At 62.0% G+C, this 14,126-nt stretch carries 15 protein-coding genes; 2 read left to right on the top strand and 13 right to left on the bottom strand.

The annotated features are described in order from the left end of the window. Positions 1–7: 7 nt before the first annotated feature. Together J3A72_RS02575 and J3A72_RS02570 are read left to right on the top strand one after the other, a co-directional pair. The gene (locus tag J3A72_RS02575) at positions 8–244 is read left to right on the top strand and encodes a hypothetical protein (RefSeq protein WP_049396797.1); all 237 of its coding nucleotides are present in this window, start codon (positions 8–10) and stop codon (positions 242–244) included. Continuing rightward, complete coding sequence (locus J3A72_RS02570) at positions 237–1,403, top strand: zeta toxin family protein (protein ID WP_209571925.1); 1,167 nt, start codon at positions 237–239, stop codon at positions 1,401–1,403. Before J3A72_RS02575 ends, J3A72_RS02570 begins: the two co-directional genes overlap by 8 nt. 1,272 nt (positions 1,404–2,675) lie before the next feature. Here J3A72_RS02570 and J3A72_RS02565 read toward each other — a convergent pair. From J3A72_RS02565 to J3A72_RS02505, 13 genes are all read right to left on the bottom strand, one after another. After that, on the bottom strand, positions 2,676–3,776 hold the full coding sequence (locus J3A72_RS02565; RefSeq protein ID WP_209571923.1) for an acyltransferase: 1,101 nt from the start codon (positions 3,774–3,776) through the stop codon (positions 2,676–2,678). A 304-nt stretch (positions 3,777–4,080) separates the two neighbouring features. Beyond that, the gene (locus tag J3A72_RS02560; protein WP_164076468.1) at positions 4,081–5,427 is read right to left on the bottom strand and encodes a relaxase/mobilization nuclease domain-containing protein; all 1,347 of its coding nucleotides are present in this window, start codon (positions 5,425–5,427) and stop codon (positions 4,081–4,083) included. 14 nt (positions 5,428–5,441) lie between these two features. Continuing rightward, the gene (locus tag J3A72_RS02555) at positions 5,442–5,987 is read right to left on the bottom strand and encodes a hypothetical protein (protein WP_164076467.1); all 546 of its coding nucleotides are present in this window, start codon (positions 5,985–5,987) and stop codon (positions 5,442–5,444) included. A 611-nt stretch (positions 5,988–6,598) separates the two neighbouring features. Further along, positions 6,599–7,813, bottom strand: a complete 1,215-nt coding sequence (locus J3A72_RS02550; RefSeq protein ID WP_209571921.1) for a ParB/RepB/Spo0J family partition protein — start codon at positions 7,811–7,813, stop codon at positions 6,599–6,601. Next, positions 7,810–8,592, bottom strand: a complete 783-nt coding sequence (locus J3A72_RS02545; protein ID WP_049427394.1) for a ParA family protein — start codon at positions 8,590–8,592, stop codon at positions 7,810–7,812. The genes J3A72_RS02550 and J3A72_RS02545 overlap by 4 nt, the downstream gene beginning before the upstream one ends. Next, complete coding sequence (locus J3A72_RS02540; RefSeq protein WP_005421437.1) at positions 8,589–8,795, bottom strand: hypothetical protein; 207 nt, start codon at positions 8,793–8,795, stop codon at positions 8,589–8,591. The genes J3A72_RS02545 and J3A72_RS02540 overlap by 4 nt, the downstream gene beginning before the upstream one ends. Continuing rightward, entirely contained in the window at positions 8,782–9,081 is a 300-nt protein-coding gene (locus J3A72_RS02535; protein ID WP_005421439.1) for a hypothetical protein, read from the bottom strand. Before J3A72_RS02535 ends, J3A72_RS02540 begins: the two co-directional genes overlap by 14 nt. 924 nt (positions 9,082–10,005) lie before the next feature. Continuing rightward, complete coding sequence (trfA, locus tag J3A72_RS02530) at positions 10,006–10,854, bottom strand: plasmid replication initiator TrfA (RefSeq protein WP_049396808.1); 849 nt, start codon at positions 10,852–10,854, stop codon at positions 10,006–10,008. Between the two features lie 232 nt (positions 10,855–11,086). Beyond that, on the bottom strand, positions 11,087–11,296 hold the full coding sequence (locus J3A72_RS02525; RefSeq protein ID WP_049427396.1) for a hypothetical protein: 210 nt from the start codon (positions 11,294–11,296) through the stop codon (positions 11,087–11,089). A 63-nt stretch (positions 11,297–11,359) separates the two neighbouring features. Next, entirely contained in the window at positions 11,360–11,602 is a 243-nt protein-coding gene (locus J3A72_RS02520; protein ID WP_141097890.1) for a hypothetical protein, read from the bottom strand. A gap of 359 nt (positions 11,603–11,961) precedes the next feature. Then, positions 11,962–12,813 (bottom strand): N-6 DNA methylase, encoded by an 852-nt coding sequence (locus J3A72_RS02515; protein WP_088435665.1) that lies wholly within the window; start codon positions 12,811–12,813, stop codon positions 11,962–11,964. A gap of 77 nt (positions 12,814–12,890) precedes the next feature. Next, positions 12,891–13,295 carry a hypothetical protein gene (locus J3A72_RS02510; protein ID WP_088435666.1) on the bottom strand — a complete coding sequence of 135 codons (405 nt, stop codon included), beginning with the start codon at positions 13,293–13,295 and terminating at the stop codon, positions 12,891–12,893. Positions 13,296–13,309: 14 nt separating this feature from the next. Further along, the gene (locus J3A72_RS02505; protein ID WP_088435667.1) at positions 13,310–13,615 is read right to left on the bottom strand and encodes a hypothetical protein; all 306 of its coding nucleotides are present in this window, start codon (positions 13,613–13,615) and stop codon (positions 13,310–13,312) included. Positions 13,616–14,126 lie beyond the last annotated feature (511 nt).

Below are 14,126 nucleotides of genomic sequence, written 5' to 3'. Positions count from 1 at the left end.
ACCTCAGATGACAAACAACACTCACATTGCACACAACATCGACTTCGATCTCGCCCGCGATCGACTCGATGACCTGGCCGGCGTCCGGTTCCGGTCGTACCTGGAATTGAGGGAGGCCGGCAAGCCCGAGGCAACCATCCACGCTGCCCGCGTGGCCTACCTGGAAACCTCCGCACTCAGGCGCTCGCTGAAGCCAACGGACACCCAGCAGATTGAAAGCATCCTGGAGAGTTCCAATGGCTAAGTCGCGCCTATCGCCCAATGAGATCCACACCATTGCGACTGCCTATGCCGAGCTGGAGATCTACACCAGCGAGCGATCGGACAAGCCGACTGCAGTCCTGCTTCTGGGACAGGAAGGCGCCGGCCGCCACGCGCTAATTTCTGAGGTTGGGTATAACCTCAATCAGCAGGGCGGTTACGTGTCTGCCAACAAGGAGACTGTGCGCCAGCTGCTGCCGTACTACGACGAGTTGAAGCGGGATCAGGGAAACATTGATGCCGTTACACGTGAAGATGTGAAGCTGCTCTCGCGCGAGATTCACCACCAGGCGCTTGAAAGCAAGCGCAACCTGGTCATCGAGGCGGCCCAGCACGACACCAGCGAATCGTTGCACCTGGCCAAGTCGCTCAAAGCGGCCGGGTACCACGTTGAAGTCCACGCGGCCGCGGTCAACGACCAAATAAGCTATGCGCGTGCAGCTCTAAACTACGAAAAGCAGGTCAGTTCCGGGCACCCGGGAACCTACGTTTCGGCGGGCGAGCATGGGCGCAATTTCGCTGACGCATCGGAAACACTTCGACGGATCGAGTATGCCGGCGCTGCAGATCGGATCGTTGTCTACAACCGCCTGAGCGATCCTATCCTCGACAGGAAGCCCGAGCCAGGTCAGCTGACCGCGAGCGAAACTTTCGACAGAGCGCGGGGGCAGCTGTCGGAGTACGAGCGGGTCAACCTAGTGGAGACGTGGGACGCCGTGGTTGAGAGCATGCAGAAGCGCGGCGCCCCGAATGCAGAGATGGATCGTGTCACCGAATCTGTCGAGCGAGCACACTACACCATGCGCCGTTCTGAGCCAGCGCGGGAGTCCTACGAATTCCAGAATCCTACGGAAACCAATAGAAGTCGCGAATTGAGCGAGAACTACGGCGCCAAACTCGCTCATTCGTTCCGAGAGGATCGGCGTGCTGATGCGGCCATCCGGCCTGAGTTGGTCAATGCTTTCGCCCAGATGGCCCAGGCAGCTCGCGTGGCAGAGCAGGCAGAGGCGCAGGTGGGCCAGAAGTTCTTGGAGGCATACAGCAAGCGCGTTGCAGCCGGACTAGAAGCTGGAACGGACTACAAGCCGGTTGTGATCCGCGATAGCAGTGAGAAGCCCAAGACTGCAGAGTTGGAACGATAGGCACGGCGATAACGAAGCCCGGCACCCCCGGGCTTCGTCATTTATGGCATGGGTGAGCGGTGCTCACGATGACCGAACTCCTGCAACGCTGAATCTGTCTTGCACCGGCCTCCAGGTCATCGAGCGGCGCCGCCCACAGCGCGGGTAATCTCTAACGCCGCGCTTCCCACGACGTGCCCCTGCAGCTGAGGCCGGTGCCGGCGAAGCTTCCGGCCCAGCCACCCTATCCTCACGCTGAATCTGTCTTGCGCCGGCCGCCAGGTCATCGACCGGCGCCGCCGACAGCGCGGGCAATCTCTAACGCCCCGCCTGCCGCGACGTGCCCGCTGCAGTGGGCCTGCAGGGAGACTCCGTCTGGCTGGCATCTACCCTACCCCCGTCGCCTTCGGGAAGCGCCAGCGACCGCACACGCGCCCTGGGCATCATTCGCCGCTGCAGGCGGCGCGGGCAATCTCTAACGCCTACCCTCGCCGCGACGTGCGCCCTGCAGCTGAGGCCGGTGCCGGCGAAGCTTCCGGCCCAGCCACCCTACCCTCACGCTGAATCTGTCTTGCGCCGGCCGCCAGGTCATCGACCGGCGCCGCCGACAGCGCGGGCAATCTCTAACGCCCCGCCTGCCGCGACGTGCCCGCTGCAGTGGACCTGCAGGGAGACTCCGTCTGGCTTGGCATCTACCCTACCCCCGTCGCCTTCGGGAGGCGCCAGCGACCGCACACGCGCCCTGGGCATCATTCGCCGCTGCAGGCGGCGCGGGCAATCTCTAACGCCCCGCCCTGCAGGCCCGCTGCAGTGGGCCTGCAGGGAGACTCCGTCTGGCTTGGCATCTACCCTACCCCCGTCGCCTTCGGGAGGCGCCAGCGACCGCACACGCGCCCTGGGCATCATTCGCCGCTGCAGGCGGCGCGGGCAATCTCTAACGCCCCGCCCTGCAGGCCCGCTGCAGTGGGCCTGCAGGGAGACTCCGTCTGGCTTGGCATCTACCCTACCCCCGTCGCCTTCGGGAAGCGCCAGCGGCCGCACAAACGCCCTGGGCGCCATTTGCCGCTGCAGCCGGCGCGGGCAATCTCTAACGCCCACCCTCGCCACGACGTGCGCCCTGCAGCTGGTGCCGGTGCCGGTGCCGGTGCCGGTGCCGGCGAAGCTTCCGGCCCAGCCACCCTACCCTCACGCTGAATCTGTCTTGCGCCGGCCGCCAAATCATCGACCGACGCCGCCGACAGCGCGGGCAATCTCTAACGCCCGCCTGCCGCGACGTGCCCCAACACTCAGCCCTCAATCATTGCTGGTTAGTGGCTGGCCAAGCCGCTTAGGCTTCCCCTGCAACCTACGCCACGCTCCATGCCCTAAGCGCAGCATTGGCCGTTCAATCAGACGATGGACGATCATCGCCACACAGCAGGTGGCAATGAAGCTCATGATGAAAAAGGCCCAATTCCCCAAAGCAGAGCCCGTCATAGCGAAGCTGGCTGCGAGACGTCCGCAGATGGAAAGCACAAATAGATGGGTCAGATACAGTGAGTAAGATGCGTCCCCCAATAGCACAGCGACTCGCGGCACTCGAATCTTGTCGGCCAGTTCAAGCCGAGCCAGACCAGCCACAATCAAAGCAGCTGCGGGCCCGAACGCAAGCGTCCTGGTGCCGGGAGACTCACCATGATTGGGCATATCGATGAGCAGGGCGCAGGCGCCTAGAAGCCACGTAATGCCCACAGCCAACATTCCCCATGCTGCCGCCACAGTGAGTCTGCGCCAGTACAGGCCAGCTAAGGCGCCGGCAATGAACTCAAAGGCCAGAGGACTTGTCACCAGGATGGCCCAAGGTGATTGCGCCGGAAGCAGTTGCGCGAGTGCAAGGCCGACTGCCCAAGCGCCGAGCAACCAAGGCACCGTCCGCTGCGATGCTGCTGCAAGGGCGATAGCTGTCAGGACATAGAAATAGAGCTCGTAGGTCAAGGTCCAGCCGACCACAAGCAGAGGCCCTCCCTGTACGGGCAGGAGAAGCAGAGATTCCATCACGCTTTTCTCAGCCAACGCCGGGTCCAACGCAGACGGCCGAACAGCCAGGACTGCGAGGATGGCAGCAGTGCAGATCCAATAGAGCGGGTAGATCCGAATGACGCGTTTGCCGAGGAAGTCGGCTGCAGCAGTCGGTTTCCCAAAACGCCCGCTCGTCACCGTGGCCATGATGAAGCCAGAAATGACGAAGAACAGGTCGACGCCCGCAAAGCCGAAGTGAGCCAGGCCTCCGAGCACCGATACACCTGCGCCATACACACGTTCCGCGTTGATCTGATGGTAGATGACTACCCAAGCTGCAGCTAAAGCGCGCAGTGCTTGAATGGAATAGAGGGTGTTGGGGGAGCTCCGCTCCATGAATTGTGTATCCGAGTAATTGCAGGTGGGAATTGTAGGGGCCCTGGAAGTGCCCTGCCCTCAGATTGAACGAGACGTGCGGGCTGCGGGCATAGCCACAGTCATCCCCCCTCAGCTACCGAGGCAAAGCAGTCGCCTAGAGGACGCGACTCATCCCCCCCGCGCCCCCGGCGTGCAAGCTCCGCCCGGAAGTCGCGACCCCACTCATCCATTGCTTTCTCCGCCGCAATTTCCTCCGCGAGATCGAAGTCGATCGGGAACAAATCAGCCATAAAACCTCCGTCTAAATAGATGTTTGATTGCTCTATGCGTCCGGCTCATCGCGGGCGATTCTTGGTCTGCTGGCTCCAGCAGTACGGTTGGCCAACTCATCCTGTACGGCTCTGCGTAGCCTCTGGCGTTCGGTTTCGACCGGGGGCAGATCCGCAAGGAATGTCCGAATAGCGACCGCTATCCCCCCCTCCTCCCCGCCTTCGCGCTCCAGCTGGTCTGCCAAACGAGCCCAAGAGCCCCGGATTTGCCGCTGACGCTTCAAGCTTTCAGCCTCCCAAGGGTGCTGCCCCTGCTGAATCTGGCCAGCAATGCTCCGCACCGCGTCCCGCACCTTATCGCGCTGCGCCGTCGAGCTTTTACGGGCATCCAGGTGGAACACAGGTTGAGTCATCGCCTTCTGGACGACCCCCCGCGTGCGCCGAGGCGATGCCTCGGCAAGCAGGCCCTGCCCTCGCAGTTGCTGAGCCAGGTCCTCTCGCCAGAGTCGCAGATCATCCTTCTTGTGCGAAAGCCGCGTGCCGTCGTACCCGAGTGAGCGAACCGACACATGGACGTGCGGATGATCCGTGTCTCGATGCTCGACTAGCAGGTAATCATGATTGTCTCCAAACGCCCTCTCCGCGAACCGTTTTGCACCGACAACAAATTTGTCTCTGTCGGTTTCCGGCGGCATCGACAGCACCAGATTGACGGATTCCTTGGAACCGACTTGGAACTCATCTATGCGATGCGCATGAAGCGCCCCCAGCGTATTGGCTACCCCTCGGGCCAACGCTTCCTTGAACCCCTCCAACTCCGTGCCCAAAGGCAGCCTCAGCGAAAGAACCTGCTTTCTCGGGTCAGGGGAAGCAACCTCCTTGAGCTGCCAGCGCTCTGCCAGGTGGTAGCCGCGCGCCATTGAGGTGATCTCTGCCCGCACTTCGGACAACAAGGCCGCGCGCTCCACGTCGCTACGAACGACAGTGGAGAGCTTGAGGACCTCCGCGGCGGCCTGACGCCGCTGACCGACTGCCTCACCGTTGCTGTCCCACCAAGCCTGCGCAACGGTTGACACCTCTTTGCGCCCGGAAACCTCGCCATGAGGCGTTTCAGCGATGAGCTTTCCGTTTCGTGTGATGTAGTTCAGGTGTTCACCAAGCTGTTCGCGACCGCGCGAGCAACTCGACACCTTCACCATCACTTCTGGATGGCCTTCGGCAATGCGCGTGAGTTTGGCAAGTCCGCCCCCAGAGGCGTCTGACTTCGTCCGCGAAGCGCGATTGCTATCCCCCCTGCTCCGACCGGCCTTGCCTCCACTGCCAGAAAGATCGGAACGATCCTCCGACATGCCGCGTCTGCCACGCTTTGGCACGTCGATGACGATTCCCAGGTCTTCCATCTTCGGCCGTGTCATCAGAATTCACCCCGGCGCAGTCCAGCCTTCTTGATGGCTTGGATTTCCCGTTCTACTGCCCTGACCTGCTGCGACACGGCTTCCATGAGCTTTACCTGCGACATCCACTTTTCTTCTTGATTCAACCGGCGAACGGCAGTGTTGAGATTGCGGCCGAGAGCCATGAGCTGGAGTTGGGCTTGCTGAAGCGCTGCAACTTCCTGGTGCGTGTGGACAGGCGCCGCCGATAGACGTGCGCGCACCAAAGCCGCCAGCCATCCAGAAATGGAATGCCCCTCGACTGCCGCTGCCTTCTTAACGGCCGCGATCTCTTCCAGATAAAGCCTGATCGAGAGGCTAGGGCGCTTGCCGCTCCCAGCTTCTTCGGTTCTCTCCTGCAAACCAACGTCGCCTTGCTCACCGAGTATTTGCCGCATCAGCAGCACCTGTAGGGCTTTCAGGCTTAGCCCGCGGCTCTTGGCGAACGCCTTCCATCGAGAGTGCAAATCAGAAGGCACCTTCAACAACAGGGCCTTTTCAACGCTCTCCGGCTCTTTTATGGCCATTTCAGGGCTCTCACAATCCAGAATATATATTATCACCGCCGCATGGCTATCCTGCCCTAGCTTAATTGCTTCTGCAATCGGTCCGCATGCGGACCGCCCGGCATAGCCGGCTGCTCGGTTGCTCCGGGGGACGCGTTGGCAGGGGCGGACCCTCCGCGCGCGCGGGCCGAAGGCCCCGCCTGGGCATCCAGGCGCAACCCGAAAAGCCCGTCGCTGAAAACGGGCTCGCCGCCGGTGAGAATCCGGCGGCGCCGAGGGAAAAGCGGTTTGGCAGAGGCCGAGGGGATCACGCCCTCGGCGCGGCCCTGGACGACCCCGGGGAACCGACCGGCAAGGAAGTTGTCCTTCGAGCAGCCAGGGCTGGCCCGGGGCGCGGGAGTCACCGTCGGCATCGCCTCGGCCTGCCCAAGCCGGAGGCCACAAGCTGGCCACAAACAGGCGGAGCATCCGTTGATCGGTCCGCATGCGGACCGAGTGGGGGGGGTAGGGGGGGATAGCAGGCGCGCGCATGAGTTGCCAGCACAAGGGGAACAAACGTCTTCTTGGCTCGCTGATAGGCAACAAAAAGGGCGGCCAGTGGCCGCCCGATCCGAGTGCGAATGCCGGTCCTATCAGTCGCGGCTGAATCCAAGAATCCTTAGATCGGCCAACGGGAAGGACGAGATTTCGCCCATGGGCATTTCCACAGAAACGTGGCCCTCGTGCTGTCCCTGGTCGTCCATGACCAACAAGCCGAGAGGGCCTTCGCTGCCGTCCAGGCCAACCACCACGCGCAGGGTGGTAGATGCCTTTTGCTTGCGGCTGGGCTGCACAGCGGGGCTTCCGCCCCTCCCGGAAGCCCCGGCGGGTGCACTGTTCCCGGCGTCGCTATTTGCATCCGGGGACGGCACCAGATTGGAGCCCGAGTCCGATCGCAGGGCCGAGTCGCCGACACCGTCGGAATCTTTGCGCGCGCCCGAATCACCTTCGGCGCCCACCCCGGCAGCATGGGGGACTGTAGTCGCGGGACCCGCCCCGGCGTCACCTGATTGAGGGAGGGAGGTCTCCTGTACCAAGGTGGCAGCCGCTGCAGATTCACTGGCTGCGCGTTCAATCCGGCTCAGTTCCGCGCGGGAAAGAGGTGCATCGCTGGTGGCGCTGGCCAAGGCGTCAAGAACCTGGTCGGGATACTGCTCCAAGAGCTTGTTGATGCCAGCGATGACCGTGTAGTCCCGCAACTTGCCCTCGCGCACGGCGTCTTGGATTTCAGGCGGGAGCTTGAGCATGCCCATGTGGCTGGTCACCCAGGTCTTGCTCTTACCCAAAGACGTCGCGACCTGCTGATAGCTCAGCTTGTGCAGATCGATCAGCGTGCGCAGGCCCTCAGCAGTCTGCAGGGGGGTCAACTCCTTGTGCAGCAGATTCTCGATCAGCGTAGCCTTCGCGCTGTCCTCATCGGTCACATTGCTGAGCACCAGTGAATCGACAGTTCCGCGGCCGAGCTTCACATGGGCTCGCCAGCGATGTTCGCCAGCAATAAGCAGATACCGACCGGGGACCTCAGCATTCGGACGGAGGCGAATTGGATCGCCGAGTCCTTCGGCTTCGATGCTCATCGCGAGCGAGGCGACGTGATCCCAATCAATTTCCCGGTTCTGATGAGGGGAAGGGTCGATCAGGTTCACGTCGATCGCCTGAACGTAAGTCCTGCCGTTCGGCTCATCAACAGCGGCGACCACGGCCTCGAAGCTGTCGGCGCTGTCAGCGCCGAAGCCCTTCAGGCCCCGCTCCCCCATTGCCGCCAAGGTGGCGGCAAAGCCGGACTTCTTCTTCTGTGGCTTGCTCATGCTGCCACCTTGGCTCGCTCACGGGTCGCGACGCGCTGCAAGAGCTCGGCAAACACGAGCTTCATTTCCTTGCCAGCTTCCCGGGCCGCAGATTTCTCGACCTTCCACACAGGGATCTGCTCATCGATCGCTTCACCAATGCTGGTGCGATTACCGATGTACTTGGAAGTGACGAGGCCCTTGTACGCTTCGCGCAAGTGTTCAAGCTTTTCCTTGTGCGCCGGGCTGGTGTTGTTGACGCGGTTGGGTACGATTCCAATGAACTCCAGCCCGCGGCCGCTGTTCTTCTTGAACGTGATGACGCGACGGGTGTTGTCCAGGAACTCGTTCAAACCCTGGATGGCGTAGCTCTCCATATCAACCGGCGTAGCAAAATAGTCGGCAGCGAACAGTGCGGCTTCGTGGGTGCGATTCCAGGCCGGAGACGTATCGATGATGCAGAAATCGAAGCCTTCGGACAGGGTCTCGATCTTGTCCGCGAACTCGCCGACCATCATCAAGTCGCCCTCGAAGAACTTCTTCAATCCCGGATCTGCCTGCAGCAGCGAGATGTTGCCCTCCGTCGCTTCAAGGGCCGGCAGGTCACCCTGTTGGAACAACGCCGTCGACTTGATGCCGGTTGCATGCGCGATCAGCGTGGCGCTGGAGTTGGCCTGGTCGTCCAGGTCCACAAACAGCACCCGCTTCTTCATTACATAGGCAATGAACCATGCCAAGTGGACAGACAAGGTGGATTTCCCAACGCCGCCTTTGCGGTTGGCCATGACGATGGTAATCATTCGGCTTCTCCTTGCGGGTCGAGGGGATCAAGCTTGTTCTTCTTCAGCCACAGGTCGTAGGCCTCCAAAGAGATGGCCTGCATCGATGCCGAGTTGGTCTGCAGCTTGGCCAGCTGCATCTTTTGCCAGTTAGCCGGCGTCAGGCGAATAGGCAGTTGCTTCATCGTCGCCTTCGCTTTAGCCGGTTTCTTAGGCGATGCCATCAGTCTCTTCCTCGTCGGTGTAGACCAGCGATGCCTGATGAGGCCACTCGCCGGTAAGTTGAAAAATGCACTGCAATGCGGCGTCCTCAGCATTGAACCAGGCACTAACTGCATCTGAGTTGGGTGTGGTCAACCCCGTCTCGTCTGTCAGGTCAGCTGCCGCGAGTGCGGCATTCTGGGCTTGTTCGGCAGTGAAACCCTGCGTGTTCAACACCGCTTCTGCTGCCTTACAGGCTGCTTCAATGTCATCAGGCGAATCGTCGCTGTAAAAGAGCCAGAGGCCCATCACAAACTCCTTGCATCAAGGTGCGTCCCCAATGCCACTTTGCCCGCATGCAATCATGCTGTCAAGAGTTAATGAGGGCACGAATCGAACAGGGAACACGGGAGGGGAGGGCGACCCCCTTCCTGCTTACCTGGTTAGGTACTGACCGGGGTGGTTGGCAACGGTTTGCACACAAACCCGGCTGAGCGGCGGCGTTTTGTGCCGGCGCGATTTGTCCGGGCCTTAGCGCCCGCAAGGGGCGCGCGTAGCGCGAGGGCGCAGGCGAAGCCTGCGGGCCGCTTAGGCCGTTGCTGTAGGGACAGCGACGGGTGGGCTTCTACAAGCATCGCTGTCGGCGAGAGCCGACACCTTCTAGCTTCTGTGCGGGCAGGACGCCCGCGCAAAGGCCGTAGCGAAGCGGAGGGGCGACTACAGGGAAGCCGCCGATAGGCGGCGCGTAGGAGGGTAGGCGGGTCCGGTTCAGCTGAAATGATCGAAGCCTGGAACGATGTGGAAAGAGAAGCCTGGGAAAAAGCTATGGGTGAGCTGGAAACGCTTGCAGCGCAAGCGTTTCAGTGGAATTCGCGCGACCGCAGTCCCAAGCGGGCGCGACCGCAACCCCCCGTAAGACGCGACCGCTATCCCGCACCAGGCAGAAAAGCGCGAGCGGAGTCCCCCGCGCGAAGCGCGACGCGAGCGTCAAACAACCGACGTTCTTCGGAAAAAGGAGAGACTTCTTCCGCATCTGTGCGTAACTTTGTGGGTAACAGGAGCGACCGCTATCCCACGGAAAATACCTAAGCTACTGATACTGCTACGCACCCACAGAACGCGACCGCTATCCCCCGCGACCGTCATCCCCCAATGGATGCAAAAAGTAAAAAAGCGCGACCACTGTCCCCACCCACGGGGACTGCAGTCGCGCTTTTGCTGCCGGAAAAATGACTATCGTGCCGTCGGCGGGAGTGGGGCGGGGCCAAATGTTTCGCGGCGTTCCATCCGCACGTTCCCCTTGCGGTCAAACACCAGGAACAGGTTGACACCAGCGGCGCGATTAGCGGCCGCTGCGTCTTCCAACGCCGCCTTGAAGTCCCTCACGCGCTTGTAATTGCTGTTGGACATTTGCATCAGCGATTCGACCTTGAATGTCAGCGGCCGGCTAAGGTCGGATGCGAAGCCGAACAGCCACTTGGCCAGCTGGTTCTTGCCGAGCTTCAGCCGGTTCGCCCAGTTCTGCGTAGAAAAGCCGCTGGAGTAGAGACTGGCCAGCTTCTCGTCCAGGATCAGGTAATGCATCCCCGATCCGGTGGCAGCTTCCTTCTCGCTCTCTACGCGCCCCTGCCGCAAGATGAGAGATCCGATGTATACGGCCGGACCACCCTCACTTAACCGGAACTCGATCGCGCAGGCCTGCATCCTGGCAAGGGATTTCAACAGCCACTCCCGGTCTTTACCGCCCTGGGATCGCCCAAGCTCAGCGAGCATCTGCCGAGTCTTGAATTCCACCGCGCGTCCCAAGGGGATTGCTCTGGCCAGGTGCAGCACCTGCTCGTACACGTCGAGATCGGCTTGATCGAGCTGGATGCCCGTAAAGCGGATTTCATAGGTAGAGACGCTAGCCAGCTTTTCGCGCTGCATCGAACGGCGGGTACCGGACCGCACGGGAGCAAACAGCGCGGAGCGCAGGGCAACCCATGGCACGCCGCGGGTGTGATCGGGCCAGAAGGGCAGACTGCCCTGGTAGGCTTCGGTGTTTCCGAGAGCGTCGCGTAGGCCGCGCTTGCTGCTGGTCACGGGTAGCTCCATCGTCTTGGTGGCGTTTCGTATCGTACGTTCGGGCTTACAGTCACCCCGCTCGGGGTAGCGTACACGTGCACGTCGGTCTGTATGCGTCCATTTCCGACCGGGAGGGTGGGCAGATAGGCTCTCCCCTGCAGAGAATAGTACCCCGTTGAACAGCCACTCAGAGCAAGAACGGCCAGCACGACAGGGATCGCCGATACGGCTCTGTGAAGTCGCATCCGAGTCATGGATTCTTGCTCCTGCGTGCGGCGCGAGCGGCGAGCTCACGCTCGTTCTGGGCGCGGATCTCAGCCTGCAGATCCGCCTGCGAGATGCGATTGGTTGGGGCGTCGATGCCGGCAGCGGCCTGGTTGGTCGGGATGACCTGGTTCGCACAACCAGCCTGCATACCAACGGCCACCAGCAGCATCAGGATCAAATTCAACTTCTTCATGATGTGTCTCCAGGAATGAAAGGGAATGGGCGGTACGATTACTCGGCTGGGGATTCGTGCAGATCAACGGAACATCGGAGGCTCTGCGTTCTCCATCTGGATCAACCCGTGAATTGCCTGCAGTCGCCCTAGGTTGTTCAGATCGAGGCCATCGGTCTCAACATCAGCCAGTACCTTGTCGGCAAGAATCAGTAGCTCCCGGATCTCGGAATAGCGCTCTCGCAGCGTCGGCTTACGCTTCGAGACACATGCTTTGCTAGGCTCCTGAGCCGGCTTTTGCGGTTGCGGTTGATTTCCGGTGACCATGTCATGCTCCTGCGTGTGGGTGACCATGCTTCGCTGAGGACCTTCGCCGTAGAGCGGAAACGGCCGTGCCACGGTGCGAGCGCAAGGGGGAACAGCGCTTGCGCGGCCCTTGCGCTCATCAGCAACGGGGCTAAGGCAGGGTCCAGCGATGGCGATAGGTTCGAGGCGGGTCACCACAGATGGACATGGCCACCGACAAGGAAACGCGCCCGCAAGGCGGGCCTGGCTGCCCTGCAAAGGGCAGCATGCAGAGCCAAGCTCCGCGTGCCTGCGAGAGGCGCGCGTGCCGTGTCTGCGGACAGCCTTGCTGCTCGCTGCAACGCGAGCAGCCGCCGTTGCACTGGCAGTTGCTCGCAGCTTCATGCAAACAAGCTCAGCTGCGCGTCACCGGCATGATGCGCAACGAGGTCAGCTCGACTCGGGATCACGCAAGAATCAGATGCCGGCAGCGGAGCTGCATGGGTGGTGCTTTCATGCGCACCAGCTGGGTCCAGCAGTGAACGCATCGCATCGATGCGGTCGCGATTGCGCAAGCGCTCGCTCCACCCATTGAGTACGTGGACCGGCGTGACCCAACTGCTCCAGACCGTGCCTGGTTGGAGTGCGTTTCCGTGCAGCACGAAAGCAGGTACGCCGCACAAAGAAAGCTGGATGTAGGCCATGTGCACAGCGGTTGAATCAATGTCGGTCACAACCGCATGCATGTGGTCAGCTGGATTAAACCCCTGCTCCAGGAGAGATTCCGCGAACGCGATAACCATCCCCCCTGAGCCGCAAGCGGGCTCGTTCACAGTCAGGAACCCTCGCTGTTCGATCCCCTGCCGATCAACACCCAGCGTCAGTCGAGCCATCAAGGAAGAGACCTGGTAGGGCGTGAAGAATTGGCCCTTCCAGTTGTCCCCAAGGTCAAGGGCCATGAACACCTCGCCCAGGAAATCGCCGAATTGCTGCTCAAGGCCGAGAACGACGCGTGCCGCCATCGCCCCGAATCGCTCGACCTCATCTTTGGTGTAGTGAGCTGCCAGCTGCAGATAGCGCTCTTCGCGTTCACTGTAGTGATGTTGGTCGACCGCATTACTGATCGACAGCGCGTTCATTTCGCAGAAATCGCGGAATACCTCGTGGATTCGTTGGCGGCCACAGTTCGCGCGCGCCAGCTTTACGAATTCCTGCTGGTGCTCTGAAAGATTGGATGGAAGTTTCTTGGCCATCTCGATTCGCGGTGAAATGTCGCCGGGAAGACCGGCGACAGAAGTGGAATGCCTCGCGGCGGCGCTAGATGGATGGGCTATTCCCGCGCCCACGCTCGCTTGAGCTCTGCAAGCGGGGTTGGCTCGAAGTACATGTCGAGTTCCGCGCCGGCGGACAGCAGTACGTTGAGTGGGAAGTAGCCCGCTGCTTCCGGCTCCTCTGACCCCCACCGGCAGACGCCGTAAGCCCGTTCCTGGGCGTGGGACGCGTCACGTGCCAGGACGTACCAATGGCGCGAACCCATGAAGTAGTGAAGGTGCACGGTCTCAGAGTTCGGATCGCAGATCGGCGCGTTGGCTCCCACGCGAGGCATCTGCGCAATGCGATGCGAAAGGTCGTCGATTACCCGGCGGAAGTAGGCGCCTTCCGTGCCGCGCAAAGCGCACGACAGAATCAGGCGCTGGGATGATCCGATGAAGTGATTCAGCTCATAGGAGTTCATGGCCACCTCCTCGATTACGCCGAAAGGCGGTGCAGGGTGTCGGCGACGCGACGCGCTTTCAGATCGCGCGTGTAGAGCTCGATGCAGGACGCGAAGCCGGCCAGCGACAGGACCGCGTTGGGCTGCAGCAGGAACCCGAAATCCTTGACCGCCAATTGCAGCGTTTCTTCATCGCGAGGACCAATGTTGCGGACGGGCTTGGCATGCAGCTTGTTGCCAACTCGGACGATGTGGCCAGCGGGAATTTCCATTGCGCCGAGACGGTTCACGCGGCGGGCGCTGGTCTGCTTTGCGGGCAGGGCAGTGGCGGTCAGAATCATGCGGTGGTGCTCCTGTGTGGGTGTAGGTCGGACGCCGAGCGGCCTTTAGGCCGCGCGTGCTCCGAACGGAAACCCCATAGCCGCGCCGGCCGGTGCGGCGTCAAAGGGCGGCACAGCCGCAGGGAGGGCGCTGGCGCGGCCGCTGGCGTAGCCTGCGGCACGGGCGCCCGAGTGGCCTTTGACGCCGCAGCCGGGCGGTGTGGCAGGGAGGGGGGGCCGCCCTGCCGAGGAGGCAGGGCGGGGGAGGGCGCGCCCTCCCCGGGGGTCGACGTTGCGAGCGGCGGAGCCGCGAGGACAGGGGGCGGTAGCCCCGCAACGTGCCTCTGCGCCGTTCCGGCGGCGGCGCCGACGGCTACGCGCTGCAGCGCGGACTGAGCTAAACCAGGCCGGCGGCAAGGAAATGGGGTACACGGAACACGGCGGGCTGCAGGAGGCTGCGCGTCCGATCAGGACGGCCATGCGCAGTACAGAGCGACGGCTATGCCGGCGACGTTGGCAAGCGGAGCGCGCA

It is taken from the genome of Stenotrophomonas sp. PvP093, from assembly GCF_017876915.1.
In the GTDB taxonomy this organism is placed as follows: domain Bacteria; phylum Pseudomonadota; class Gammaproteobacteria; order Xanthomonadales; family Xanthomonadaceae; genus Stenotrophomonas; species Stenotrophomonas muris.
This window is presented reverse-complemented; position numbering and strand designations above follow the sequence as displayed.

Coding starts and splice junctions, on each gene's coding strand:
- J3A72_RS02525 (WP_049427396.1), bottom strand. CDS start 11,296: ATGAAGAAGTTGAATTTGATCCTGATGCTGCTGGTGGCCGTTGGTATG.
- J3A72_RS02560 (WP_164076468.1), bottom strand. CDS start 5,427: ATGGAAGACCTGGGAATCGTCATCGACGTGCCAAAGCGTGGCAGACGC.
- J3A72_RS02510 (WP_088435666.1), bottom strand. CDS start 13,295: ATGAACTCCTATGAGCTGAATCACTTCATCGGATCATCCCAGCGCCTG.
- J3A72_RS02575 (WP_049396797.1), top strand. CDS start 8: ATGACAAACAACACTCACATTGCACACAACATCGACTTCGATCTCGCC.
- J3A72_RS02505 (WP_088435667.1), bottom strand. CDS start 13,615: ATGATTCTGACCGCCACTGCCCTGCCCGCAAAGCAGACCAGCGCCCGC.
- J3A72_RS02550 (WP_209571921.1), bottom strand. CDS start 7,813: ATGAGCAAGCCACAGAAGAAGAAGTCCGGCTTTGCCGCCACCTTGGCG.
- J3A72_RS02535 (WP_005421439.1), bottom strand. CDS start 9,081: ATGGGCCTCTGGCTCTTTTACAGCGACGATTCGCCTGATGACATTGAA.
- J3A72_RS02570 (WP_209571925.1), top strand. CDS start 237: ATGGCTAAGTCGCGCCTATCGCCCAATGAGATCCACACCATTGCGACT.
- J3A72_RS02545 (WP_049427394.1), bottom strand. CDS start 8,592: ATGATTACCATCGTCATGGCCAACCGCAAAGGCGGCGTTGGGAAATCC.
- J3A72_RS02565 (WP_209571923.1), bottom strand. CDS start 3,776: ATGGAGCGGAGCTCCCCCAACACCCTCTATTCCATTCAAGCACTGCGC.
- J3A72_RS02540 (WP_005421437.1), bottom strand. CDS start 8,795: ATGGCATCGCCTAAGAAACCGGCTAAAGCGAAGGCGACGATGAAGCAA.
- J3A72_RS02520 (WP_141097890.1), bottom strand. CDS start 11,602: ATGGTCACCGGAAATCAACCGCAACCGCAAAAGCCGGCTCAGGAGCCT.
- J3A72_RS02515 (WP_088435665.1), bottom strand. CDS start 12,813: ATGGCCAAGAAACTTCCATCCAATCTTTCAGAGCACCAGCAGGAATTC.
- J3A72_RS02555 (WP_164076467.1), bottom strand. CDS start 5,987: ATGGCCATAAAAGAGCCGGAGAGCGTTGAAAAGGCCCTGTTGTTGAAG.